A 22567-nucleotide genomic window follows, 5' to 3' on the forward strand; every position below is an offset into this window, starting at 1 on the left:
TTTAAGGTTATCTACATAACTTCCAATAATTTCTATTGTAATAGACTAAGGGTGAGAAATTATCTCTAACAATCTTTCCATTAATTACCTCACCAACTACAATGGTGTGATCACCAATATCAATAGTCTTATACTTCTTAACTTCCATGTAAGCGTAACTGTCAGCCAATACGGGTATTCCATCTAAACCTTCGAAGAACTTTGCCTCCTTGAATCTCTCCTTTATGGGCTTAAAGGCAAATGTATTGAAGATTTTTTCGTCATCGACAAAATTTACTATAAAACCATTACTCTCGATAAAAGGTACATCATTACCCTTAGTTTTATCTGCGGTAAACATAACTAATGGTGGATTTAAAGAAAGCGAATTAAATGTGTTGACCGTCATTCCTACTAAATTATCACTCCATTTAGTTGTAACTACTACTATTCCTAGTGGAAATAATCTCATTATATTCCTTATCGTCTCGCTCATGAGAGTATATACTTAAAAAAATTATTTAAGTTTATCATTAAACTGAGTTGATGTCTTAGGGTGAAACCTCATCCAATCTCTTATTAGCAGACCTATGTCCTATTGCTATTGCAATTATTGTTGAAATTACTTGGAATAAGGCTATTAGCAAAAATACCTCTATTGCCAAAGCTGTAGTGACCCCAGAAGCTATCAGAGAACCTATGAAAGAGGAAATTGCAATAATCCCTATCCCACCCCCTATATGACCTACACCGTCACATAAGGCGAAACCAGTACTCCTAGCCCTAGTCGGAAAACTCTCAGCAGTCCAAGCGTATGATGTTGGAACCCATAAATTAAAACCATAAAAGAGAATTATAGATCCTAGGAAAGATAATGCTATGTTAGTACCAGCTATAGCTATTAATAATCCCCCAATTATTGTGAAGACTACTGAAATGACTGTCCACGTCTTTCTTTCAAGTCTATCTCCAACAAAGAAGGTTGTTATAGGAACTAATATGAAACCTATAACACCTATTGCCGCAATCATTCCAGCTTCTGGTGGAGCAAATCCCAGTGAGGCTAATACAGATGTTAAACCAGCTGCCAAGGTATAGACGGTCATATAACCAAATAACCACATTGAGACAAGTATTCCAAACCTCTTTATATAAAGTGAGGAACTAAATATGGTCTTTAATGCATCTAAATAGGAATACCTCTCTGCAATATAAGGCTGAATTATATTGGGTAATGGTGGGAGATTACCTAACTTGCCAGTAGCTTTCTTCTCCATCACCTCAACTATCCTTTCAGCTTCAGTTAATTTACCCTTAGATATTAACCATCTTGGAGATTCAGGTAAGCTAAACCTTAAGAGCAATCCTATTAAAGCCAATAACGCACCTATCCCGTACATTACTCTCCATCCATTAACCGCAAAGAACCCACTTCCACCAAGTGCAAACGGTAATCCAAGAGGAAATGGAGCAGAGGGCGTTGTTAAGAACAATCCTAACCATATGCCTAGTGTTGCGCCTAGTGTTGAAAATAAGAATACTAGACTAGTGTATCTAGCCCTTCCGTTAATGGGAGCTACTTCTCCAATATAAGTATTAACTATTGCTAAATCAGCACCAACACCAATACCAGTTATGGTCCTTGCTACTAAAAAATTAACATAATTATTCGCCAATGCGTTATATAAACTGCCAAGGCCTGTAATGATCATAGTTATCATTAGCATCCTCCTCCGGCCTATTACGTCAGATATTGGAGAAAGTATAAGGGCTCCTATTATATACCCTACTAGGTTTAATAGGACTATGGGGCCTAGTAATGCTGGAATCTGAGGAGAAGTTGGATTGCTAACGTGAAATAGCGTTAATGCCGTTTGTATAAATGATACATTTATATCGAAAATGTCATAAAATGTGAAGAGAAACCCTATACCTAATATTCCTATAAAAATATATGAAAGTCCCCATATTGGGATTCTATCCATTCTAGCAATCGCTTCCCCTGCTTTTACTGCAGCCTTTTCTGCCATATTTGGCTTTTCAAATCAATAATTTAATATTCTATATTAAACTAGTTTAATAAACATACGACTAACAGTATACTATATTATAGTTTCTTATAATACATAACATTTATATTTTTAAAGAGTTTAAATAGTACATGATTAACTTGATTAAACATGTAGATATAGTTGTAAGCCATGAAGATTGTTGGACTTCACACATGCCATTTACCGCATATACTATTAATTTAGAAGTTTATCCACATAAGAACTATTTAAGGAGTAGGATTCTTATCGATTCAATGGAAAATAAGGTTATATCAAACTTAATGAAAACACACAGAAGCGTTATAAAGGTTATGAAGGTAGATAGGTTTAAGGGAGGAACTTATGTGGATTTTTTAAATAAATACAAGGGATCAATAGCTGGGGTCCTCTACGATAAGGAAGTGTTGATTCTGGGTAATCTCATAGAAGGTAAAGACGAAAAATGGTCATTTGTAACTTCCAGCAAAAATCTTCGAGAGATTCTTACTGAGATCGAAAGTTTAGGAAAGGTGAAAAGAGTGGAGACAACTGACTTTAACCCAATTCTCTACCCTAATCTGACTGAATGGGAAAAGAAAGTGCTTACGGTATCCTATTCCTATGGTTATTTAGACTATCCCAGAAGAGCAACTGCCGATGAATTAGCTAAGCTATTAGGAATAAGTAAAGTAACGTTCCTCTATCATTTGAGAAATGCCCAAAGGAAGTTAATTGCGTTTTCCATAAAAAACATTTTAGCTTAGGCTCTTCAACGCCTCCTTAAGTTCCTCCATTATCCTTATATCGTCCAATGTTGATACATCACCTGGATTCTCGTTAGCTAGGATAGCCTTTAGTAGCCTTCTCATTATCTTCCCGCTTTTGGTTTTAGGCAGTCTCTTCACAAACACTACTTTATCAACTATGTAACCAGCGTTCCTACAATAGTTCTTAATGTCATTTCTGAGTGCGTCACCAACCTCAACCCCTTGTCTTGGGACTACAAACGCTATTATGTTACCGCCTTGACCTATTACGGCAGCTTCGGCCACGTTGGGATGAGTTACTATTACACTTTCAACTTCAAGTGTTCCTATCCTCTCCCCTTCAGCTCTTATTACATCATCAGCTCTTCCCAGCACGAACAGATATCCATCCTCATCAACATAACCGTAATCTCCAGTGTAGAAGTATCCTGGGAACCTAGACCAATACTTCTCCTTTATCTTCTCGTAATTGGGATCATTCCACATTTTAGCTAAGGCTGGGTTAAGCGGTTTTAACACTATATATCCCTTTTGCTTAGGAGGTAATGGTTTTCCCTCATCGTCAACAATTAAGAAATATGTTCCTCCTGGGAATTGTATACCAGCGGAACCTGCCTTAAAGGGAATTTCGCCGATTCCGTAAGGAGTTGCACCAACTGGCGATAAATGCTCTGTCATCCAGTACGCATCTGCTATCTTAACTTGAGGAAGATTCTGATTTAACCACATCCACGCTCCAACGTTTAAAGGTTCTCCTGTATTAAGAATCATTCTTAAGCTTGATGTATCTCCGCTCTTAACTGACTCCTCTCCTAAACTCTTGAGAGTGTAAAGAGTTGTGGTAGAACTCCAAACTAGGCTTACATTATATCTCTCAATTACTCTCGAGAATAGATCCCTTTTATAACCAACATATCCCTCAAAAAGCACACCAGGTATTCCCATTACTGGTATCGTGTATAAATTTGCCATTGGCCATACTGGCCAACCTAATTCTGAAACAGTCCACCAAACGTCATTCTCTGTTGGGTTAAATATTGCCTTAAAAGCCCAATTGAGTGCTATCACATACCCTCCATTACTATGGTATAATCCCTTAGGTCTTCCCGTAGTTCCAGACGTGTAATAAACTGTCGCTGGCTCGTTAGCCTCAACTTCCACTGGTTTAACGTAAACTTTCCCTTTAGGTTTCACACCATCATACACAACATCCCTTTTCCCATTAACATTAAAATCTGAATATCCCCTCGGCACTGTCAAGACTTTCTGTATGGGTGTAGTATGAGATTCCAAAACTTTATCCACAAAATCCTTAATTCTTATCTCATTTCCATTCCTAAACGTCTTTGAAGCAACAATCAATACTTTTGAACCGCAATCATTAAACCTATATGCCACTGTTTCCTCGCTCAAACCTACATAATGTATTATTAGAATTGCCCCCAGTCTGTGTGTTGCTAAGGAGAAGTATACAGCTTCTGGTATATTAGGCATTAGCATGGATACCGTATCGCCTTTTTTCACGCCCAATTCACTTAAGACATAGGCTGCCTTGTTTACTTCTTGATAAAGATCTTGAAAGGATATTGACCTAAAACTATCTAATCTCTCATTGGTCCAATAAAATGCCACCTTATCTTTCTTATCTGGTAAATGCCTATCTATGGCATTATAGGATATATTAAGTGTTCCTCCGACGAACCATTTCTCGTATGGTGGTTCTCCCTCAAGTATTTTCTCTGGTTGCCTAAACCAACTTACGTAATTAGCCTTATCCCGCCAGAAGGCTTCTGGATTTTCCATGGAGAATTTTGCCAGTGCTTTAATCTGATCTAGAGAATATATTTTCCAACTCATGTTATCATATATATTTGTAAATTAAAAATTATATATACCTTTCGTTCAACAATGATAGATTTGTATAAGATTTAAAAGTTATTTAATGTAAGATAAATATATGAGCGAAAAAGAGCTCTTTATACAATCATTAAGGGAGTTTCTAAACAGAGATGTTGAGAAGATAGTGAATAAAATAGACAAAGAAGATTACTACCCCAGAGATTTAGTTAGAAAGCTTGGAGAGTTAGGCTTTCTAATCCCTTTAACTAGTGGTCTATCAAACTACGACATGATGATTATTTTAGAAGAGATTGCAAAGGTTAGCGGGTCTTTAGCATTAATTGCTGATGCTCAAGGAGAGTTAGCCGGTGAGATGATTAGATTGTATGCAAATGAAAGGCAAAAGAAGGAGTTTATGGAACCATTGAGTAAGGGAGAAATTATAGGTAGTTTTGCCTTAACTGAACCTTCAGGTGGAAGCGATATAGGTTCCATGAAGACTCTCGCTGAGAAAAGAAATGGATCGTGGATAATAAAGGGACATAAGATGTGGATAACTCAAGGGCTTTACGCTGACGTTTTCATCACAGTAGCGAAAACGGGTTCATCTAGACGTGATTTATCAGTTTTTATAGTGCCCAGAAGTAATTGCGTTGAGACTAGAAAAATAGAAGTCATGGGTAATAGGGGAACTGGGACCGCTGAGGTAATCTTTCATAATTGCGAAGTGTCAAACGATTACGTTGTTGGGGAGGTGAATAATGGGTGGAACATGGTCAACTCAGTATTAGAAATAGGTAGGCTTGCTATCTCAGGTATTGCAATAGGTTTGGCTGAGGCGGCTTTGGAAGAAGCTTTTAAGTGGGCTAAATCAAGATTTGCATTTGGGAATTCGATTTATGATTTTCAAGGGATAAGATGGTATTTCGCAGATGCCATAGCTAAACTTAACGCAGTTAAGTCAATGGCTAAGGATGTCAGTAGTAAGTTCGATGAGAATTCAAAGGATAAGGGAGTTTACGTCTCAATGTTAAAGTTATTATCTGCAAATATTGCTAACGAAGTAATAGACATCTCCTTACAAGTATTCGGTGGTATGGGTTACGCTAAGGGAACTAACATAGAACGAATATATCGTGATGCTAGACTACTTAGGATAGGTGAGGGAACTGATGAAGTACAGAGGCACATTATAGCTAAATATATTGAACAGTATGGAATACCGTATATCTAGTTACTTTTGATCCTTTCTGACATTAGGCTAAAAAGTTTTAATAGGATGAGAAGAGAATATTTTTGGGGACTTTTTTGAATCGAATCGCAATAATAGGCTTAGGTTGGTACGGCTTCAAGCCTACGACTCATGAGGTCTCGTTTAGGGAAATGGTTTTTGAGGCTGCATCGAGAGCATATAAAGATGCAGGGGGTATAAATCCTAGAAGCGATGTTGACTCCTTTATATCTTGCCAAGAGGATTTCTGGGAGGGAATATCAATAGCAGATGAATTCGCACCAGACCAAATGGGGGGTGCAATGAGACCCACAATGACTGTAGCTGGAGATTCTCTTCAAGGATTAGCCCATGCGGCAATGCATATCAATTCCGGTGTAGCTAACGTAGTGTCAATTGAAGCCCATTCTAAGGTAAGTGATATACTAACATTTAGTGACCTGGAGAAATTCGCAATGGATCCAATATACATCAGATCCATTAATCCACCAAATTTCCACTTTATTGCAGGGTTAGATGCTGTAAAGTTCATGCATAGAAAAGGGATAACAAGAGAAGATCTGGCATTAGTAGTGGAGAAAAATAAGAAAGCTGGACTCTCATCTCCTAGAGCTTCTTTTGCCAGTAATATATCTGCTGTAGACGTGATGAAGAAAAATTATGTAGTTTACCCTCTTAGTGAATTAGATATTGCGCCTTTTGTGGATGGAGCAATAGTCATAGTAGTTGCTGATGAGGAAGTCGCTAAAAAGCTTAAAAAAGATGATTATCTAGTAGTCAAGGGAATAGGATTCGCGACAGATTCTTCAAACTTAGAAACTGCAGAGCTAGGAAAGGCAAATTACATGAAGATAGCCTCTGATATGGCATATAAAATGGCTGGAGTTGAGACGCCTAGAAGGTATTTTGATGCCGTTTTCGTTGATGATAGATATAGTTACAAAGAATTACAGCACTTGGAGGGATTAAGAGTTTCTGAAGAACCATCAAAGGATTTAAGGGAAGGTAATTTCTCTCCTCAAGGAGAAGTTCCTGTAAATCCATTAGGGGGACATATGGCTAAAGGAGTTCCTTTAGAAGCTTCCGGTTTTTCATTATTGCTAGACGCGATAGAGTATATTAAGCAAGGGAAGGGTGAAAGAGCTGTAGTCGCGTCTTGGCGTGGAATTCCCACGCTTACTGGATCAGTCGTGGTGGTGGAAAAGCCATGAAGGTAAATATTCATTTAAATAAAAGGGTTGCAATAATAGGAGCTGGCTTAACTCTATTTAGGAGAAGACTACTAGAAACTCCACAAGAAATAGCATGGGAGGCTGCAAGTAAGGCACTGGACGAAGCTGGACTAGAGTTAAAGGATATCGACTGTGTCGTTATTGGAAGTGCACCAGATGCTTTTGATGGGGTTAACCTAAAGGGTGAATACTTATCACATGGTGCTGGAGGAATCAAGAAGCCAGTAAGTAGAGTTTATGTGGGTGGTGCTACTGGAGTTATGACTGCAATAACAGGCTGGTATCATGTCGCCAGTGGGTTGTGCCAGAAAGTATTGGCTGTAGCTGAGGAAAAGATGAGTCCAGCTAGACCTCATCCACAATCAATATTCAGATATATATGGGATCCAATTTTAGAAAAGCCCTTGAATCCTAATCTGATATGGATATTCGCAATGGAAATGCACAGATATATGGCAACTTATGGAATTAAAAAAGAGGAGATTGCACTAGTCTCTGTAAAGAACAAAAGGAATGCAATAAACAACCCATACGCACAACTAGGTTCAAATATAACAGTAGAAGACGTACTAAAGAGTGAAGTCTTAGTTTGGCCAGTTCAACTCTTAGATGTTAGCCCAGTTAGTGATGGCGGGGCAGCGATTGTATTGGCCTCAGAAGACGTTGCAAGAAGGTACACTGATACACCGGTATGGGTTGAAGGTGTTGGATGGACCTTAGATAATACGGAATGGCCTGCCAGAGATTTAGCCTATGCTAGATATGTGGAATTCGCAGCTAGAATGGCTTATAAGATGGCTGGGATTGAGAGGCCAAATAAGGAAATAGATGTTGCTGAACCATATGATCCGTTTGATTACAAAGAACTACATCATTTAGAGGCATTACAATTAGCTAAAAGGGGAGAAGCTCCAAAATTATTAAAGGAGGGAGTATTCGACATTGATGGCGATATACCCAGTAGTCCTAGTGGAGGTTTACTGGGAGTGGGTAATCCTATTGCAGCTGCTGGCTTAATGAAGGTTATAAGTATATATTGGCAACTTAAGGGGATTGCTGGAAAAATGCAAGTTAAGAGACCAGTACATACTGGCGTAGCCCAAGCTTGGGGAGATTTAATGCAAGCGGGTACGGTTATAGTTTTACGTAATTGAGGGATATGAGATGGTAACTCCTCTTAAAGAAGAAGAATTAAGTAAACATTACATAATATCATATAAGCCAAATGCTAAGTACGCATACACTGCGGGACAAGCTCAAAGCAAATATCTACTTGGACTTAAGGAAGGGAAAATTTATGGAAGAAAATGTAATAAATGCGGTAGAATCCACGTACCACCAAAAATGTATTGTGAGGAATGCTTTAGACCTACTGACGAGTGGGTTGAGGTAAAAGATGAAGGGATTGTAATGACTGCAGTTGCCAGCTTCATAAGTTGGACTAGGGCTAAACTGGAAGAGCCAGAGATAGTAGGGGTAATAAGACTATTACCTTCTAATGATAGAGATTTCGTATACCCAGGAATATTCCATAGAATATGTGCAAGTTATGAACAAGTGAAGAGTATGGAAATCATAGGGAAGAGAGTTAAGGCAGTATGGAGGCCAAAGGAGGAAAGGAAAGGAAGTATTGAAGATATTCAATGCTTTAAGGTGATCTAAATGTCTTGGGAAAAGAGTGGAAAAGAAGGAAGCCTATTGAGATGGTATGACGTAATGGAAGCTGAGAGATACGAGTATACAGTAGGTCCAGCGGGTGAACAATTCTTTAACGGATTGAAACAAAATAAGATTATAGGAAGTAAGTGTAGTAAGTGTGGAAGAATATTCGTCCCCGCTAGATCCTATTGTGAACACTGTTTTGTCAAGATAGAGAATTACGTGGAAATAAATAAGGATGAAGCTTACGTGGATTCGTATACAATAATTTACAATGATGATGAAGGTAACAAATTAGCACAGCCAGTGTATATTGCCCTAATTAGATTTCCTAATATTGAAGGAGGATTACTATGTTACGCTGAAGGAAATGTTAAAGTAGGAGCAAAAGCTAAGATTTTGAGCTTCCAGTGGCCTTTACGAGTCAAGGTTGACTAATTTTTTCGAAGATATTCTCACCCTTATATGTATATACTGAATTCACATCCAACTCAACGTTGCAAGAAACCATTCCATATAACGTGCTACCAGATAAGAATATGCAGAAATCCTCTACTTTACGCAAAAGCTTCACTGAGATATTTGGGCTTTCCCTTAAATTCAATATTTCCTTAGCGGTAGCGAAACTTATCAAAACGTTTATAATTCTTCCCTCTTTGTCCTTTACCTTACTAATAGTAAAAACTTCGCCCATAAGTTTCTTATTTCTTATTTTATCTTCCTCATCTAATAACAATTTTAACGCATTACTAAGTCTAAAACTATCAGAGGACTTCTTTTCATTATCGCTTAATCCATTAATTTTTAACTCATATATATTATTACCCAGAATTAAATTAAACACCTCGTCCCTCATTATAAGAAACGCCTCATCGGCTTCACCTTGTATGGAAGCTAGATAATTGATCAAAATTTTTTTCATATCGCTGATAGTTTCAATACTCTTCCCCAATTGAACATCCTTAACCTCTTTTTTCTTATTAAGTTCTAATAGATAATTCTCCAATTCTTCTAATTCTTTCCATGCTAAATCTATGTTATATTCCGTTACTATTCTACTAAGTTTATCCATTAAAAGATAATATAACTCTGGAGTGGTAGGTGTTGATTGTAACCATAAATATGCGTTACTTAGACCTTCTTTTATTTTCTTAGTTTTGTCATTACCAAATTTTCTCCTCGCGATACCTATGGATAGATCCACTGCAATATCACTAGATACTTTCAAAAGTCTATCTAAATTATTGGCGTCGATATCTATGTTCATTAACTCGCTTATAATTACTAATTTAAGAAAATTATTTAAAAATTTCTCTAACATTTCATGAGTTTGAGCCATACAATACAGTTTGCGTTGATAGATTAAAAAGATTAAACTACTTATGTACTAAAATAAACTTTACTTCTGAAGTTTAATCGAATTGTTAAGATCTTAAACTTTAGAAAGCAACACTTATTAACATATAAACTATAATTATAAATGTGATTGAACTTTCTACGACCAAAAGGCTAATCTTGGGAAATGAGGCAATAGCTTTTGGTGCGTTAAGTGCTGGAGTATCAGTAGCTGCAGGGTATCCAGGCACACCATCTACTGAAATAATAGAAACATTAATGAAATTTGGAAAAATATATGCTGAATGGAGTACTAATGAGAAAGTGGCATTTGAAACAGCCTATGGGGCAGCTATCAATGGAGCTTTTGCCCTAACCACAATGAAGCATGTAGGGTTAAACGTAGCTGCCGACCCATTAATAAGCTCATCATATACTGGAGTTGAAGGAGCGTTAGTTATAGTTTCTGCTGACGATCCTTCCATGTGGTCGTCGCAAAACGAGCAAGACAACAGATACTACGGTTTACATGCGTTAATCCCGGTTGTAGAGCCGTATGATCCGCAATCCGCTCACGACTTAACCATAGAGGCCTTTAAGTTAAGTAACAAAGTTAAACACCCAGTAATTTTCAGATCTACTACTAGAATAGGTCACATTAGAGGACCAGTAGAACTTAAACCTCCATCTCGACCAGTCATGGGCAAAGTTATTAAAAACCCTAAACGTTATGTTTTAGTACCAGAAAACGCTAGAAGGGATAGAGTTGAACAGTTAAAGAGATGGGAGAGAATTGAAGAGGAGGTAGAGGGTTTAAACGAGCTAATTGATAACGATAGTGAAAATCTAATAATTGCCTCGGGTATTTCATTCGGTTATGTAATCGATGCCATAAAAGAGTTAGAAATTAAGGCAAATATATTGAGATTAACCACTCCCGTCCCTATACCTAAAAGGTTAATTCTTAAGGCTGTGAGTAACTCTAAGAGGGTTTTAATAGTCGAGGAGGGTGAGCCCATAGTAGAATATCAGGTAAAGGATCTCCTATATGATCAAGGAGTAAGAGTAGAACTACATGGAAAGGATTTGGTAAGTAGAGTTGGAGAGATGACATTAGACAAGGTATATTATGCCTTTAGCAAATTCTTTGGATTGGACATAGTGACGGATTACTTAGAAGTTCCCCAAGATATACCACCAAGACCTCCAGCTCTGTGTCCAGGGTGTCCACATAGAAGTTCGTTCATAGATTTAAAGAAGGCGATTACAATGGCTTCCTTCAAGCCTAATGAAACCTTCATTTCTGGCGATATTGGGTGTTATACATTAGGATTATTGCCACCCTTTGACGCTCAAGACTCCTCTACAGATATGGGATCTAGTATAGGAATTGCCAACGGTGTTTATAGGGCTACTGGGAACATACCGATAGCAGTTATTGGAGATTCCACATTCTTTCACAGCGGTATTTCAGCCCTTGCAAATGCCGTATATAATCAAACTCCAATGCTTGTTCTCGTCTTAGATAATAGGTCGACTGCGATGACGGGACAACAGCCAAGCCCATCAAAGGAAATCGATATAGGAGAGGTTGCTAAGGGTTTAGGAGTAAAATATGTAAGGTATGTTGATCCTTTTGATGTTAACTCCTCAATAAGAGAGTTATCCAATGCGTTAAAGTGGGTTAAAGATAATAAGCAACCAGCAGTTGTTATAGCTAAAAGAGCTTGCGCGTTACTAGTCATGGATAACGTTGAGGAGAGCAATTTACCAAAGGCCATAGTCGATCTAGAGAAATGTACTGGTTGTAGCATATGCTATGACTACTTTACGTGTCCAGCAATTATTCCTAGAAATGATAAGAAAGCTGAAATAGATAATTACACTTGTATAGGCTGTGGAGCTTGTGTACCAATTTGCCCATTTAAGGCAATATCCTTAAAGGGTGACAAGCCAGAAAAATGGGATGAATTATGGCTTGGGTAAATATTTTAATAGCTGGTGTTGGAGGCCAAGGTATAATAACTGCTGGTAAGATAATAGCTGAGGCTGGAAATTATTCAAATACTAAGGTCTTAATAGCTGAAACTCATGGCTTAGCCCAGAGAGGTGGAGGGGTTAACGTTCATGTGAGAATAGGTGACGTTAACTCTCCATTAATACCGTTAGGAAAGGCTGATTACCTAGTTGGTTTAGAGGCTATCGAGGTTTTAAGAAATTTAAATTATGCTTCTAGAAAGCATACTACAATCGTTGTAAATAACTATGTTGTGAGGCCCGTCTTACCTAAAGTTAAGTTACTTACTTTGCAGGAGATTTTCGATAAACTAAAAGGTTGTAAAGTCTATGTAATTGATGCTAATCAAATAGCCATAAAGGCTGGGAATATTAAGGCAGCAAATGCTGCAATGCTAGGGTTTTTATACTCACTGGGGGCATTTGAAGGTTTGATAAACGAGGAATCTTTCATTAAAGCATTGAAGTACGAGAGTAATATAAAAGCGTTTAAAATTGCCCAAGCTATAAAAATTAATGGGATAGATATTAATGGTATTTAATCCAGATAAGGAATGGATAGAGAACAGTAACGTATATAAGTTCATGATTAAAAGGAACCTTAATAGATTAGAAGACTTCGTAAGGTATACATATGAGAATCCTGAATTTTGGGACCAGTTTGTAAAGCTTATTGGAGTGGAATTTAAAGAACCTTATGCCAAGGTTTTGGATCTGAGCAGAGGAAAACAATGGCCACAATGGTTCATAGGAGGGAAGTTAAACATTGGAGATCAATTACGTGATAGTTCTGATGTGTTCATTAAGTGGATGGATGAAGACCTCAACACCAGAACTGTAACTTATTCTCAAATACTAAATGAGAGCAAGTCTATTGCAAGTTGGTTAAAGAAGATAGGTTTGAAGAAGGGAGATAGGGTCGCTATTTACATGCCAATGATCCCGGAAATAGTATCAGTAATGCTGGGAGCAATAAGGGTAGGGACGATAATCGTACCCTTATTTTCCGGATTTGGTCCAGAGCCCATAAGGGTTAGAGTGGAGGATAGTGAGGCGAAAGTAATCTTCACAGTTGATAAGAGCATTAGAAGAGGAAAAGAAGTCGACATGTTAAAAAATCTAGAAGGACTAAACGATAATATAACTAAAGTAGTATTGAATAGAGGAGGCACTAAGGGTGATTTTTATGAGTATAAGGATGTCATAAAAACTGCTGGAGATTATGTAGAAGATACCAGTACTGAAGACCCAATGATGATAATTTACACTTCTGGAACTACTGGAAAACCCAAAGGATGCGTTCATACTCACGATGGGTTTCCAATAAAAGCTTCAGCTGACATTTACTTCCAATTCGATTTGAAAAATGGAGAGACGTTAATGTGGGTTACTGACATGGGGTGGATGATGGGACCCTGGATGGTATTTGGATCACTCTTACTAAACGCTAAAATGGGAATGATTGAAGGATATACAAGTGGGGAAGTCCTACAGAAATTCGTTGAAGATATGAAAGTTGATGTTTTAGGGGTCTCAGCTAGTCTAGTTAGGGCACTGAGAAGTCAAGGCGAAGTTAAGCTAAACGTTAGGTTAACTGGAAACACTGGAGAACCAATTGATTCGGAAAGCTGGTATTGGTTATTCAACGCCAGTGGAAAGAACCCCATAATAAACTACTCTGGAGGTACTGAAATCTCTGGAGGTATTTTGGGGAATTACGTTATAAAGAAGATAAAGCCATCTTCATTTAATGGACCTTCTCCGGGAATTAACGCCTCAGTATTTAATGAGGAAGGAAAAGACGCCCCACCAAATGTTGAAGGAGAGTTAGTCGTATTAAGTGTTTGGCCAGGTATGACTAGAGGATTTTGGAGAAACCCGGAAAGGTATATAGAGACCTACTGGTCAGTGTGGAAAGATGTATGGGTTCATGGAGATTTGGCTTATAGAGACGAAGAAGGGTATTTTTACATCGTAGGTAGGAGTGATGATACGATAAAGGTTGCTGGGAAGAGAGTAGGTCCGGCTGAAATCGAAAGCGTATTAAATTCATTCCCAAACGTAGTGGAATCAGCATGTATAGGAATACCTGATCCGATGAAGGGGGAGAAAATAGTCTGTTTTGTAGTCTCTAAGGTTAGTGGGATTGAAAATCAATTAATAGAATACACAGAGGATAAACTGGGTAAGGCATTTGCACCATCTGAAATAAAGATTGTTAAGGAGCTACCTAAGACTAGAAATGCTAAAATAATGAGGAGATTGATAAGAGCCATATATTTAAATAAACCCTTAGGAGATATATCCTCACTGGAAAATCCGTCAGCTTTGGAGGAAATTAAGAAGGCCATCAGTTAGCTGATCTCTTCCTCTTTAATTTGTTTTAATGCCTTAAGAGCCTCATTAACGTGATTAGCTGGATTCATCTGCGAATTGTATATATGCCTTATTATTCCCTTCTTATCAATAACAAACGTTATCCTTGCTGGTAATATGAAGCCTTTTGCCCCATAAAGTTCTCTTATTTTCTTATCCGGATCACTAACTAGGATAAACGGGAGTTTATATTTTTCCTTGAACCTTTTGTGAGAGTTTATATCATCTGAACTAACTCCTATAACTACAACATCATAATCCTTAAGGAGATCCCAATTGTCTCTAAATGCACAAGCTTCCCTTGTACACCCTGGTGTATCATCTTTAGGGTAGAAGTAAAGGACTATATTATGTTTCCCTATATAATCGGAAAGGGAAATCTTCTCACCATTATCTGCTATCCCCTCGAATAAAGGTGCCTTATCCCCCACTTTTACCATAATATAGATATATCTAACTATGGTAAAAAACTTACCTTATAAATCTTTCAGATTTTTCGTAGTTTGCTGAAAAATATCACTTAGAAGTTAAACTCGGGAGATTCAGTTACCCATTGTAAATTTACTTTATTTCAAAGATTCCTACGAAATTAACTAAATGAAGGCGACTAACTTGCAGAGAAATACAATTAGCATTTATAGGAAAATCGTTACACTTTTACGTTACGTTAAAAATATATAATAAATCTTTCCTGATTAGATGAAAAATGTTTATTGATAAGCTATAATATTAAGAAGTACAATGAAAGATATTTATAAATACATGGATAAATATTTTGACTTTTTATGATAAGGGAATTTCCTAAAACTACTATACAATTATCAATGCTAACATTTTTACAACTATATTGTTTACAAATTACATTCCACAAAGAAGACTTGAATCACCCTTAAACTCCTATCCTTAACTCCTTAAATTCTCTTTCATAGACGCTTTTTACCTTAAATAGTTCCCACCTATTAGTTATCAGTTTATAATTGTGTTTTATAAGCGTAATTCAAAATTTCGAAATGTTTTAAAATATTTCACTTTCTTGCTTTATGGGCTTATTGAATTTTCTTAAAGAGTTAAGAGGTATTAGAAATCTAAATTGAATATATAATCATTAGTTGAAAGGAAGAGATAATACTAGCTCATCGGAAAAAATTCAACAGATCAACTAAGCATCATCTCTTTTTTCTTAAATCACACCTTCTAAATTCTTCCTTATGTAATCATCAAATTCCTTAGGCTTAGGCATTTTAACTTCTCTAATTCTATTTACGAATTCATCTTTATTGTTTATTCTAAATAAACTATTGAATCTCTTTTCAAAACCTATTGTAGAACTAGGTTTTCCGCTTATACCAATACCACATACTGAACCAGCAGTATGTGCTGGATAAATTTCAACATAGTCAGGCAATTCTTTTAGTTTAGCTAGACTGTAGTATAAATTCTCCTCTGCGTTTTCCCCGCCTATATCAATTCTTCCCAGACCACCCACAAATAATGTGTCCCCAGTTAATATAGCCCACGGTTCATTCCAACTTTCGTCTCTTCTTCTATCATATATTAGAACTGAAATACTATCTGGAGTATGTCCGGGAGTATGAAGTACCTTTATTTTAACATTTCCAGCCTTTATTTCCTCTCCATTCTTAACCCTTTCCACCTTGAATTTGACCTGCGATAACTCATGATAGTAAACGTTAGCATTAGTTAAAGACGCCAATTTCTTAGCACCAGATAGGTGATCAGCATGAGTGTGTGTATCTATTATATAAGCTATTTTCATATCCCCTAAATCTCGGGCAAGCTCAATAATTTCATCTACCATTTCATACTTAGGATCCACTACAAACAACTCTCCAGCTTGAGTGCAACCGAAAACGTAAGTAGCGCAACCGCCACTTTTGCTTATAATCTGCCTGAATATCATCAATTTACTTTAAATAAGTAATTAGATATAAGAGTTATTCACTCTTATAAGTTAATAGATCAAAGTGCTCTTCTGCTTGAAGTACACATCCTCTACAAGAGTCCACAACAATCTCATCTTGATCATTGAAAGTAACCAATACTGAATCGTCAAATATTATAAATTTCGATTTGATATTCTTAACATATTTAACCTCAGCATTCAAGCTTAAATTATTGGAAGAAGTTATCACAGTTAAATTACCCTTATACTTTTTAAGAATCTTAATCAACCACTCAGGCAGGATATCCCAGACCACCTTAATCTTGTTACTTTTATCCACCAATTCCCTTATCATTCTCATGACAATCGTTTTACCCTTAATGTGCAAACTACGGTCAGCTTCTCCTTTTCCCTTTTCACTCCAATAAGAAATAACATTACCTATCGCATAGTCTAATTCACTAACAATTTTATCCCTATATACCTTTAAAGATATCGACGGATCTATTAGTTTGACCTTTTTTGGTCTTCCTTCAATTACCCTCACTAAACCCTTATCCTCTAACGACTTCACCACTTCATAAACTTTTTGATAAGGTATTTCAGCATTTTCTGAAAGCTCCTTCATCGTGGAGTTGCAAAGGTTCAATAACGTTAGATAAACTTTGGCCTCATACACTGAAAACCCTAACTTTCTCAAATTGATTTCTAATTCACTATTCATAGTGAATAATCGTTTTTATCACTTTTAAATCTTAGTACTTATGATGAATAGACAGTTTATTTTGTTTACAATATTAGTCTTTTTTACAGGATTATATCTAGGAACTCTAAGAATAATTATTCCGGTATTTGAGAAACAAATAAACATCTCAATAATGTTAAGCCTATTATTACCCTTGGTATCCTTTGGGTTTGTAAAAGGCGCATTTAACTTCATTGCGGGAAAGCTCTCTGATGACTTGGGAAGAAAGAGAGTACTCGTAATAGGCTGGTTAGTGGCGTTGATTTCAGTCCCTTTATTTCTCTCAATTAACATATATACAGTCATCATTATTTCGATTCTGCTTGCAATAAATCAAGCTTTGACGTGGACTACTACCGTCACTTCACAAATAGACATTAGCGGTAAATTAAGAGCAGGCTTCGCTACTGGAATAAATGAAATGTCGGGATATTTGGGAGTCTCTTTTGGAAGTCTCTTCGCTAGTTATTTATTTAAGCTAAGTAGTATTTTCATCGGAATAATTTGCTTGATAGCATTAATTTCTTCCTTTAACGTAATTGAGACTAAAACATTAATACCAAATGCCACTTTATCGAAAAAGGAAAATAATCATATAAATTACTTTTCCATTACTAAAATAAGCATTGCAGGACTCCTAGAGAAGTTTGTAGATTCAGCATTCTTTATCTTGATACCCACATTTCTATTATTACAACATTATACGTTATTTTTGATAGGAATAACTGTATCTAGCTATACGTTTACTTGGTCACTTTCGCAACCACTATTCGGGTACTTGGCAGATACTTACAACAAAAGAAGACTAATACTTGTAATAGGTTTTTTATTAATGTTTGTTGGCTTTATAAAATATTCTGAACTTCCGATTTTATTTTCAATAATAGAAGGTATTGGTATGGGCATGATCTATCCTAATTTAATAGCTTTTGTTAACGATAAGATTAACGAGAGTGTAAGAGGAAAAGCATTAGGCTATTACAGGTTATATAGGGATAGTGGATATGGTGTGGCTGGCTTACTACTACCATTACTTTACTCGTTTTATGGATACGAATATACTTTATTGATAGTAGGAATATTGCAAGTTGTAGCTCTCTTACTAGTAGTAAGATCTTAATCTCTCATATTTTCACAAATAAAGTATTTCAACTCTTGATAAAAATAATGATGATCACCATAATCCCCAGACGGACACCGAAATATTAAGGTATAAGGTGCTTAAGGTAGATTTTCCTAAAGTACTGACTATACTTGAATTTGATCTATATTACTTACTCAATGGAGGTAGGCTATTAGATGTAATACTTATAAGTGCAGTATTCCCACAAGCCCTCCCGCTACAATCATAGCAACGGTAAGGAAATACGCTAATAATCTGGTCTTAGTGTAGGCGTATTTACCCATGATCCTCTTATTGCTTATTAATATACCCACTAGTACTGCTGGTATTGCAATTACTACGGGTGATAGAGATAATAGGGTTAAGGCGAAGTTAATTATGGAAGAGTATTTGCCGAGCATTAGGGAAACTATTAATATGGCTGGTATTGACTCAATAATGTAAACCTTCACAGAGTTTTTGTAGTTGTTTTTCCCTAAAGCTTCTAGTAGCACTTTACGGTTTTCTCCTCCTCTTGAACAGTTTTTTGATCCCACCCGCCTCACGGTAAATACTTTTTATCAATCTGGCCAACCTTTTGGCCCCGAGCATCAGACCCGTGGAGTACTTGAAGTATTGAACAACGAGGAGGGAGAGAGCCTTCAAGGCCACGAAGCCTGAGTTCCTAACCCAGGTCAAGAAGGACCCACCCTCGAGTCCCAAGGCCTTGAGCTCCCTGATCAAGACCTCTATGTCCCAACGGTTCTCCCAGGTCGTTATGATATCTTCAGCCGTGTCGTTAAGGTCGGTGGAGAAGAAATACCTCCTCCCGTAACCCTTATAGTCATCTATAACAAGTAACTTTATGGGAGTCCCCAAGTACTCTACCAGGTACTCCCCTTGGGGGAACTCGCTAACGGGCACGGATCTGCCACCCTCGACGACTCGCGCGCTGGACTTGAGTTCCCCCACAGTATTCCCTTGGAGAGTCCTCGAGTTCACGTACCATGAGTCGAAGACCCTAGCTTTTACATTCAAACCTGAGAGGGAGGAGAGAAACTCCAAGAGGGCATCTATCTTGGTCTTGAACTTCACCTCCTCACCCCTACGCTTGAGCTCCTCTTCCACCTTTCGGGGTATGTAGGCAATTATGTGGATCACGTAGATCTGGTTGTTCACCAGATCCTTGACGCCAATCACAAGGAGTTGGATCGCGGGTTCGAACCTCTTGTGCGCCCTACAGTAGAAGATCTGCGCCCCGTTTCTGGAGACCGGCATGGCCCTAGCGTAGAGCTTGTGGTCGTGGGTGTCGTCCACTATGAGAAGGACAGGATGATCCCCGACTAACTTCTTCACGACCTCGATTAGTTTGGCTTGAGCTGCCTTGTCCAAGTTATTCAGTACGGTCTCGTAGTCCATCTCGGCCTCTTGAGCTATCTCGGTAGCATTTCTTCCCACAACCGCCCCCAAGAGTAGCCTCTTGGCAACGTCCTTCCTCGTTCCAGTCATGGATAGTATGACCTCGTTAACTGCCTTTTCCAATGCCTTATAGTACTCCTCCCTCGTCAATTCTTTGGTCATACCAAAATTAAAGGTTCTAATTTTAAAAAGTTTTTATGGGCCTCTTGAACTGCCAGGATTTTCCGATAAATGCTATTCTAGTAGTCCCCACGCACTACTTAGAGATACAACTATTAGGGTTAAGAACCCAGCGCTTATTAACGTTATTCCAAATATGTAATGAACACTCCCTAAGTTATATAGTAATTGGGCCGGATCAATAGGATCTATATTACCGATCGATGTTCCTATCATTTCAGATAGTACTATTATCAGTTCAGTTATTATAGCCCCCAGTAATGTCTCTATGCCTATCCACGACGTCTTTTTAGAGTTATCAATACCTATCTTAGAATACTTAATTGCTGTAGCCGAACTTTGATAAACCAACATACAAGGTGGAGTTACCACAGCACCAACGTTTACTGCGATGAAGAAAAGGAAATTCTTAGACGTAGAGAAGTAGAAGACGTCTTGTCCAGTAAAGCTCAGTTTAGGCCCAACCATAATTAAGGCTGATAATAATAGAATTACGGAAATCACTACTAAATATTTTTCAGTTATTTCATAATTTTTAGTTAACACCACTAGAACGTGAAGGATGAAGAATACTATCAAGCCGAATAGAGGATTGACACCAATTAAGTAACACCCAATTGCAATTCCCGCATACTCACTTAGATATGTAAAGAAATCAACTAAGAATATGGGGAAAATAGATAAAATGGATATTCTGGTAGAGTAATGTTCTCTGATAAGCTCTCCAATACCCTTCCCAGCTATGGCACCCAATCTCCCTGAAGCCTCTTGTATTATGAAGATAGGAAGAGATAATAACATCACGAACCATATTAGCTTATACCCATATTCTTCTCCAGTTGATAACCCTCCTAATATACTCGCAGCATCGGCATCTGCCAATAGTGCTATCCAAGCTGGTCCGAAGAGTTTTGCAGAATCCCTTATGCTCAATCTTAAAACACCTCGCTTAAGTAATTATAAATTCCTTTTTTAGGTAAAAAGCTATTATAATAAAGAGTAAGTGCAAATGTTGTATTCATTATGTAACCACTATTATACTCTAATAAGCTCTAACTTATAAAGATTTCTATTTCAGAATAACTATTAAATAGTATAAACTTCACATTATCTTAGTTAGGTTTTCTGTAATCTTAAAAGATAGACCTTTGTTTGCCTTATCATTAGTTTGAAACTACTTTTAACTATAAGTTAAAATGACTCTTAAATAGAAGGATTTATTAACTAGAAATGAGTATTGACTATTAGGGTGTATGAATGCAAGAGAAACCCCAAGAACCAAAGGTAGTCGGAGTAGAAATCTTGGAAAAATCTGGGTTAGATATCAAAAAGTTAGTAGATAAACTAGTTAAAGCAACAGCTGCAGAGTTCACCACATATTACTACTATACCATATTGAGAATGCACCTAACTGGTATGGAAGGAGAGGGTCTTAAGGAAATAGCTGAGGACGCTAGGCTTGAGGATAGACTTCACTTCGAACTAATGACTCAAAGGATTTATGAACTGGGAGGAGGTCTACCTAGAGACATAAGGCAGCTTGCTGATATTTCAGCTTGCTCCGATGCGTATTTACCAGAGAATTGGAAAGACCCTAAGGAGATATTAAAGGTTTTGTTAGAAGCTGAGCAATGCGCGATAAGAACTTGGAAAGAAGTATGTGATATGACGTATGGAAAAGATCCTAGAACTTACGATTTAGCGCAGAGGATACTTCAAGAAGAGATAGAGCACGAAGCGTGGTTCTTAGAGTTACTATACGGAAGACCATCGGGTCATTTCAGAAGAAGTTCACCAGGGAACGCTCCATATTCCAAGAAATAATAAAAGGTAACTGTATTTTTTCCTATTTCTATTTTTAATTGGTGATTATTCAATGCTAGTCAGAGTGTCTAGCTTATCAGACTTGGAAGAGAAGAAACCAAGAAAATTCTCCATCAACGGCATAGAAGTAGTCATAGTTAGGGTTGGTGATAAAGTGTTTGCTATAGAAGCATATTGTCCTCATAAGGGAAGGAATCTGGAATATGGAGAGGTAGAGGGATATAAAATAAGGTGCGATTTACACGGATATGAATATAGTCTTGAAAACGGTGAGTTGATATTTAATCCTTATGGTAAAACGTCAGGGTGGTACTTCTCACCTAACTTAAGGATTTACAAAGTGGAGATAAAGGGCAAAGATATTTTTATACAAATTTAAATTTCAAATTCTATTGATCTAGCGTCTTGCACAATTAAACTGCAATAGGTTTCCTTCATTTCTTGCCTACATTCACCTCTATTCTTGATCTCGGGTATTTCCTTTAACTCCCTTACTTTCTTGGAAATCTTATTGTAATCGTCTTGTGGGATTATTGAAGTTATTATTTTGACCCCCTTATTTTTAGCTGCTAAAGCGGCAGCAACACTCATACTCTTCCTCCCTCCGGTTATATCTAAATAGTCCCCCTCACCTAACTGTTTTTCAACGAATTCCCTAACTTTCCTTAAGTCATCTTCACTGTAAATATCTTCAATATCAAGTGGATGCTCACTAATTTCTACCTTAGGGAATTTCTCTTGAATACAACATACAAACATTAATCTTACTATTCTCCATGCCTTCTTTACTTCTGCATTAGATGTAGTCACTACTCTTACTTCATCGATGTTTTCTCCCTTTTTTACTAGGTAAAGAAAAGATTCTATTACTCCACCCGGGGATGTACCTAATGTAGCTACTAGTTTAACCATGTTATGGATAAAAAGTTC

General features: G+C 37.2%; 21 protein-coding genes and 2 pseudogenes. 12 read left to right on the forward strand and 11 right to left on the reverse strand.

Annotation, left to right across the window (positions count from 1 at the left end; translation table 11 throughout):
* Nucleotides 1-7: 7 nt before the first annotated feature.
* On the reverse strand, nt 8-475 hold the full coding sequence (locus SSOP1_RS10440; RefSeq protein ID WP_010923760.1) for a flavin reductase family protein: 468 nt from the start codon (nt 473-475) through the stop codon (nt 8-10).
* 55 nt (nt 476-530) lie between these two features.
* A complete protein-coding gene (locus SSOP1_RS10445; protein WP_010923761.1) occupies nt 531-2009 on the reverse strand; it encodes an MFS transporter in 1479 nt (492 codons plus the stop codon).
* Nucleotides 2010-2140: 131 nt separating this feature from the next.
* On the opposite strand from SSOP1_RS10445, the gene SSOP1_RS10450 reads away from it, so the two are divergent.
* Nucleotides 2141-2773: a helix-turn-helix domain-containing protein gene (locus SSOP1_RS10450; protein WP_010923762.1), complete on the forward strand. Its 633-nt coding sequence runs from the start codon at nt 2141-2143 to the stop codon at nt 2771-2773.
* Here the strand turns inward: SSOP1_RS10450 and SSOP1_RS10455 are convergent.
* On the reverse strand, nt 2765-4633 hold the full coding sequence (locus SSOP1_RS10455; protein ID WP_010923763.1) for an AMP-binding protein: 1869 nt from the start codon (nt 4631-4633) through the stop codon (nt 2765-2767). The two genes, SSOP1_RS10450 and SSOP1_RS10455, sit on opposite strands and share 9 nt — an antisense overlap.
* Nucleotides 4634-4733: 100 nt before the next feature.
* Between SSOP1_RS10455 and SSOP1_RS10460 the strand changes: the two genes are divergently transcribed.
* From SSOP1_RS10460 to SSOP1_RS10480, 5 genes are all read left to right on the forward strand, one after another.
* Nucleotides 4734-5849, forward strand: coding sequence for an acyl-CoA dehydrogenase family protein (locus SSOP1_RS10460; RefSeq protein WP_009988843.1), 1116 nt, complete (start codon nt 4734-4736; stop codon nt 5847-5849).
* A gap of 62 nt (nt 5850-5911) precedes the next feature.
* Nucleotides 5912-7057, forward strand: coding sequence for a thiolase domain-containing protein (locus SSOP1_RS10465; RefSeq protein ID WP_009988841.1), 1146 nt, complete (start codon nt 5912-5914; stop codon nt 7055-7057).
* Nucleotides 7054-8232 (forward strand): thiolase domain-containing protein, encoded by a 1179-nt coding sequence (locus SSOP1_RS10470; protein ID WP_009988839.1) that lies wholly within the window; start codon nt 7054-7056, stop codon nt 8230-8232. The genes SSOP1_RS10465 and SSOP1_RS10470 overlap by 4 nt, the downstream gene beginning before the upstream one ends.
* 10 nt (nt 8233-8242) lie before the next feature.
* Nucleotides 8243-8740, forward strand: a complete 498-nt coding sequence (locus SSOP1_RS10475; protein ID WP_009988837.1) for a Zn-ribbon domain-containing OB-fold protein — start codon at nt 8243-8245, stop codon at nt 8738-8740.
* Entirely contained in the window at nt 8741-9175 is a 435-nt protein-coding gene (locus SSOP1_RS10480) for a Zn-ribbon domain-containing OB-fold protein (RefSeq protein ID WP_009988836.1), read from the forward strand.
* Here SSOP1_RS10480 and SSOP1_RS17730 read toward each other — a convergent pair.
* A complete protein-coding gene (locus SSOP1_RS17730; protein ID WP_009988835.1) occupies nt 9162-10076 on the reverse strand; it encodes a hypothetical protein in 915 nt (304 codons plus the stop codon). The genes SSOP1_RS10480 and SSOP1_RS17730 overlap by 14 nt on opposite strands.
* A gap of 143 nt (nt 10077-10219) precedes the next feature.
* On the opposite strand from SSOP1_RS17730, the gene iorA reads away from it, so the two are divergent.
* From iorA to SSOP1_RS10500, 3 genes are read left to right on the forward strand one after another with little or no spacing between them, the layout of a single operon-like run.
* Nucleotides 10220-12058 (forward strand): indolepyruvate ferredoxin oxidoreductase subunit alpha, encoded by a 1839-nt coding sequence (gene iorA / locus SSOP1_RS10490; protein WP_009990194.1) that lies wholly within the window; start codon nt 10220-10222, stop codon nt 12056-12058.
* Entirely contained in the window at nt 12046-12630 is a 585-nt protein-coding gene (locus tag SSOP1_RS10495) for an indolepyruvate oxidoreductase subunit beta (protein WP_009990192.1), read from the forward strand. Before iorA ends, SSOP1_RS10495 begins: the two co-directional genes overlap by 13 nt.
* On the forward strand, nt 12620-14446 hold the full coding sequence (locus tag SSOP1_RS10500; protein WP_009990190.1) for an AMP-binding protein: 1827 nt from the start codon (nt 12620-12622) through the stop codon (nt 14444-14446). Before SSOP1_RS10495 ends, SSOP1_RS10500 begins: the two co-directional genes overlap by 11 nt.
* Here SSOP1_RS10500 and SSOP1_RS10505 read toward each other — a convergent pair.
* The 3 genes from SSOP1_RS10505 to SSOP1_RS10515 form a co-directional block, all read right to left on the reverse strand.
* Complete coding sequence (locus SSOP1_RS10505; RefSeq protein ID WP_009990189.1) at nt 14443-14904, reverse strand: peroxiredoxin; 462 nt, start codon at nt 14902-14904, stop codon at nt 14443-14445. The genes SSOP1_RS10500 and SSOP1_RS10505 overlap by 4 nt on opposite strands.
* 740 nt (nt 14905-15644) lie before the next feature.
* Nucleotides 15645-16385 (reverse strand): MBL fold metallo-hydrolase, encoded by a 741-nt coding sequence (locus SSOP1_RS10510; RefSeq protein ID WP_014511732.1) that lies wholly within the window; start codon nt 16383-16385, stop codon nt 15645-15647.
* Between the two features lie 34 nt (nt 16386-16419).
* Complete coding sequence (locus SSOP1_RS10515; protein ID WP_009990185.1) at nt 16420-17091, reverse strand: TrmB family transcriptional regulator; 672 nt, start codon at nt 17089-17091, stop codon at nt 16420-16422.
* Nucleotides 17092-17134: 43 nt separating this feature from the next.
* On the opposite strand from SSOP1_RS10515, the gene SSOP1_RS10520 reads away from it, so the two are divergent.
* Complete coding sequence (locus SSOP1_RS10520) at nt 17135-18232, forward strand: MFS transporter (protein WP_173645067.1); 1098 nt, start codon at nt 17135-17137, stop codon at nt 18230-18232.
* A 188-nt stretch (nt 18233-18420) separates the two neighbouring features.
* On the opposite strand, the pseudogene SSOP1_RS10525 reads toward SSOP1_RS10520, so the two are convergent.
* The 3 genes and pseudogenes from SSOP1_RS10525 to SSOP1_RS10535 form a co-directional block, all read right to left on the reverse strand.
* Nucleotides 18421-18726, reverse strand: a pseudogene (locus SSOP1_RS10525) (divalent metal cation transporter); the annotation flags it as partial.
* A gap of 4 nt (nt 18727-18730) precedes the next feature.
* Nucleotides 18731-19795, reverse strand: a complete 1065-nt coding sequence (locus SSOP1_RS10530) for an ISNCY-like element ISC1217 family transposase (RefSeq protein ID WP_010923767.1) — start codon at nt 19793-19795, stop codon at nt 18731-18733.
* A gap of 75 nt (nt 19796-19870) precedes the next feature.
* Nucleotides 19871-20746, reverse strand: a pseudogene (locus SSOP1_RS10535) (divalent metal cation transporter); the annotation flags it as partial.
* Nucleotides 20747-21070: 324 nt separating this feature from the next.
* On the opposite strand from SSOP1_RS10535, the gene dps reads away from it, so the two are divergent.
* Nucleotides 21071-21637: a DNA protection during starvation protein gene (gene dps / locus SSOP1_RS10540; RefSeq protein ID WP_009989805.1), complete on the forward strand. Its 567-nt coding sequence runs from the start codon at nt 21071-21073 to the stop codon at nt 21635-21637.
* Between the two features lie 52 nt (nt 21638-21689).
* The gene (locus SSOP1_RS10545) at nt 21690-22016 is read left to right on the forward strand and encodes a Rieske (2Fe-2S) protein (RefSeq protein ID WP_009989803.1); all 327 of its coding nucleotides are present in this window, start codon (nt 21690-21692) and stop codon (nt 22014-22016) included.
* Here the strand turns inward: SSOP1_RS10545 and crn1 are convergent.
* On the reverse strand, nt 22013-22549 hold the full coding sequence (gene crn1 / locus SSOP1_RS10550; RefSeq protein WP_009989802.1) for a CRISPR-associated ring nuclease Crn1: 537 nt from the start codon (nt 22547-22549) through the stop codon (nt 22013-22015). The two genes, SSOP1_RS10545 and crn1, sit on opposite strands and share 4 nt — an antisense overlap.
* Nucleotides 22550-22567 lie beyond the last annotated feature (18 nt).

The organism is Saccharolobus solfataricus (assembly GCF_900079115.1).
Taxonomy (GTDB): Archaea; Thermoproteota; Thermoprotei_A; order Sulfolobales; family Sulfolobaceae; genus Saccharolobus; species Saccharolobus solfataricus.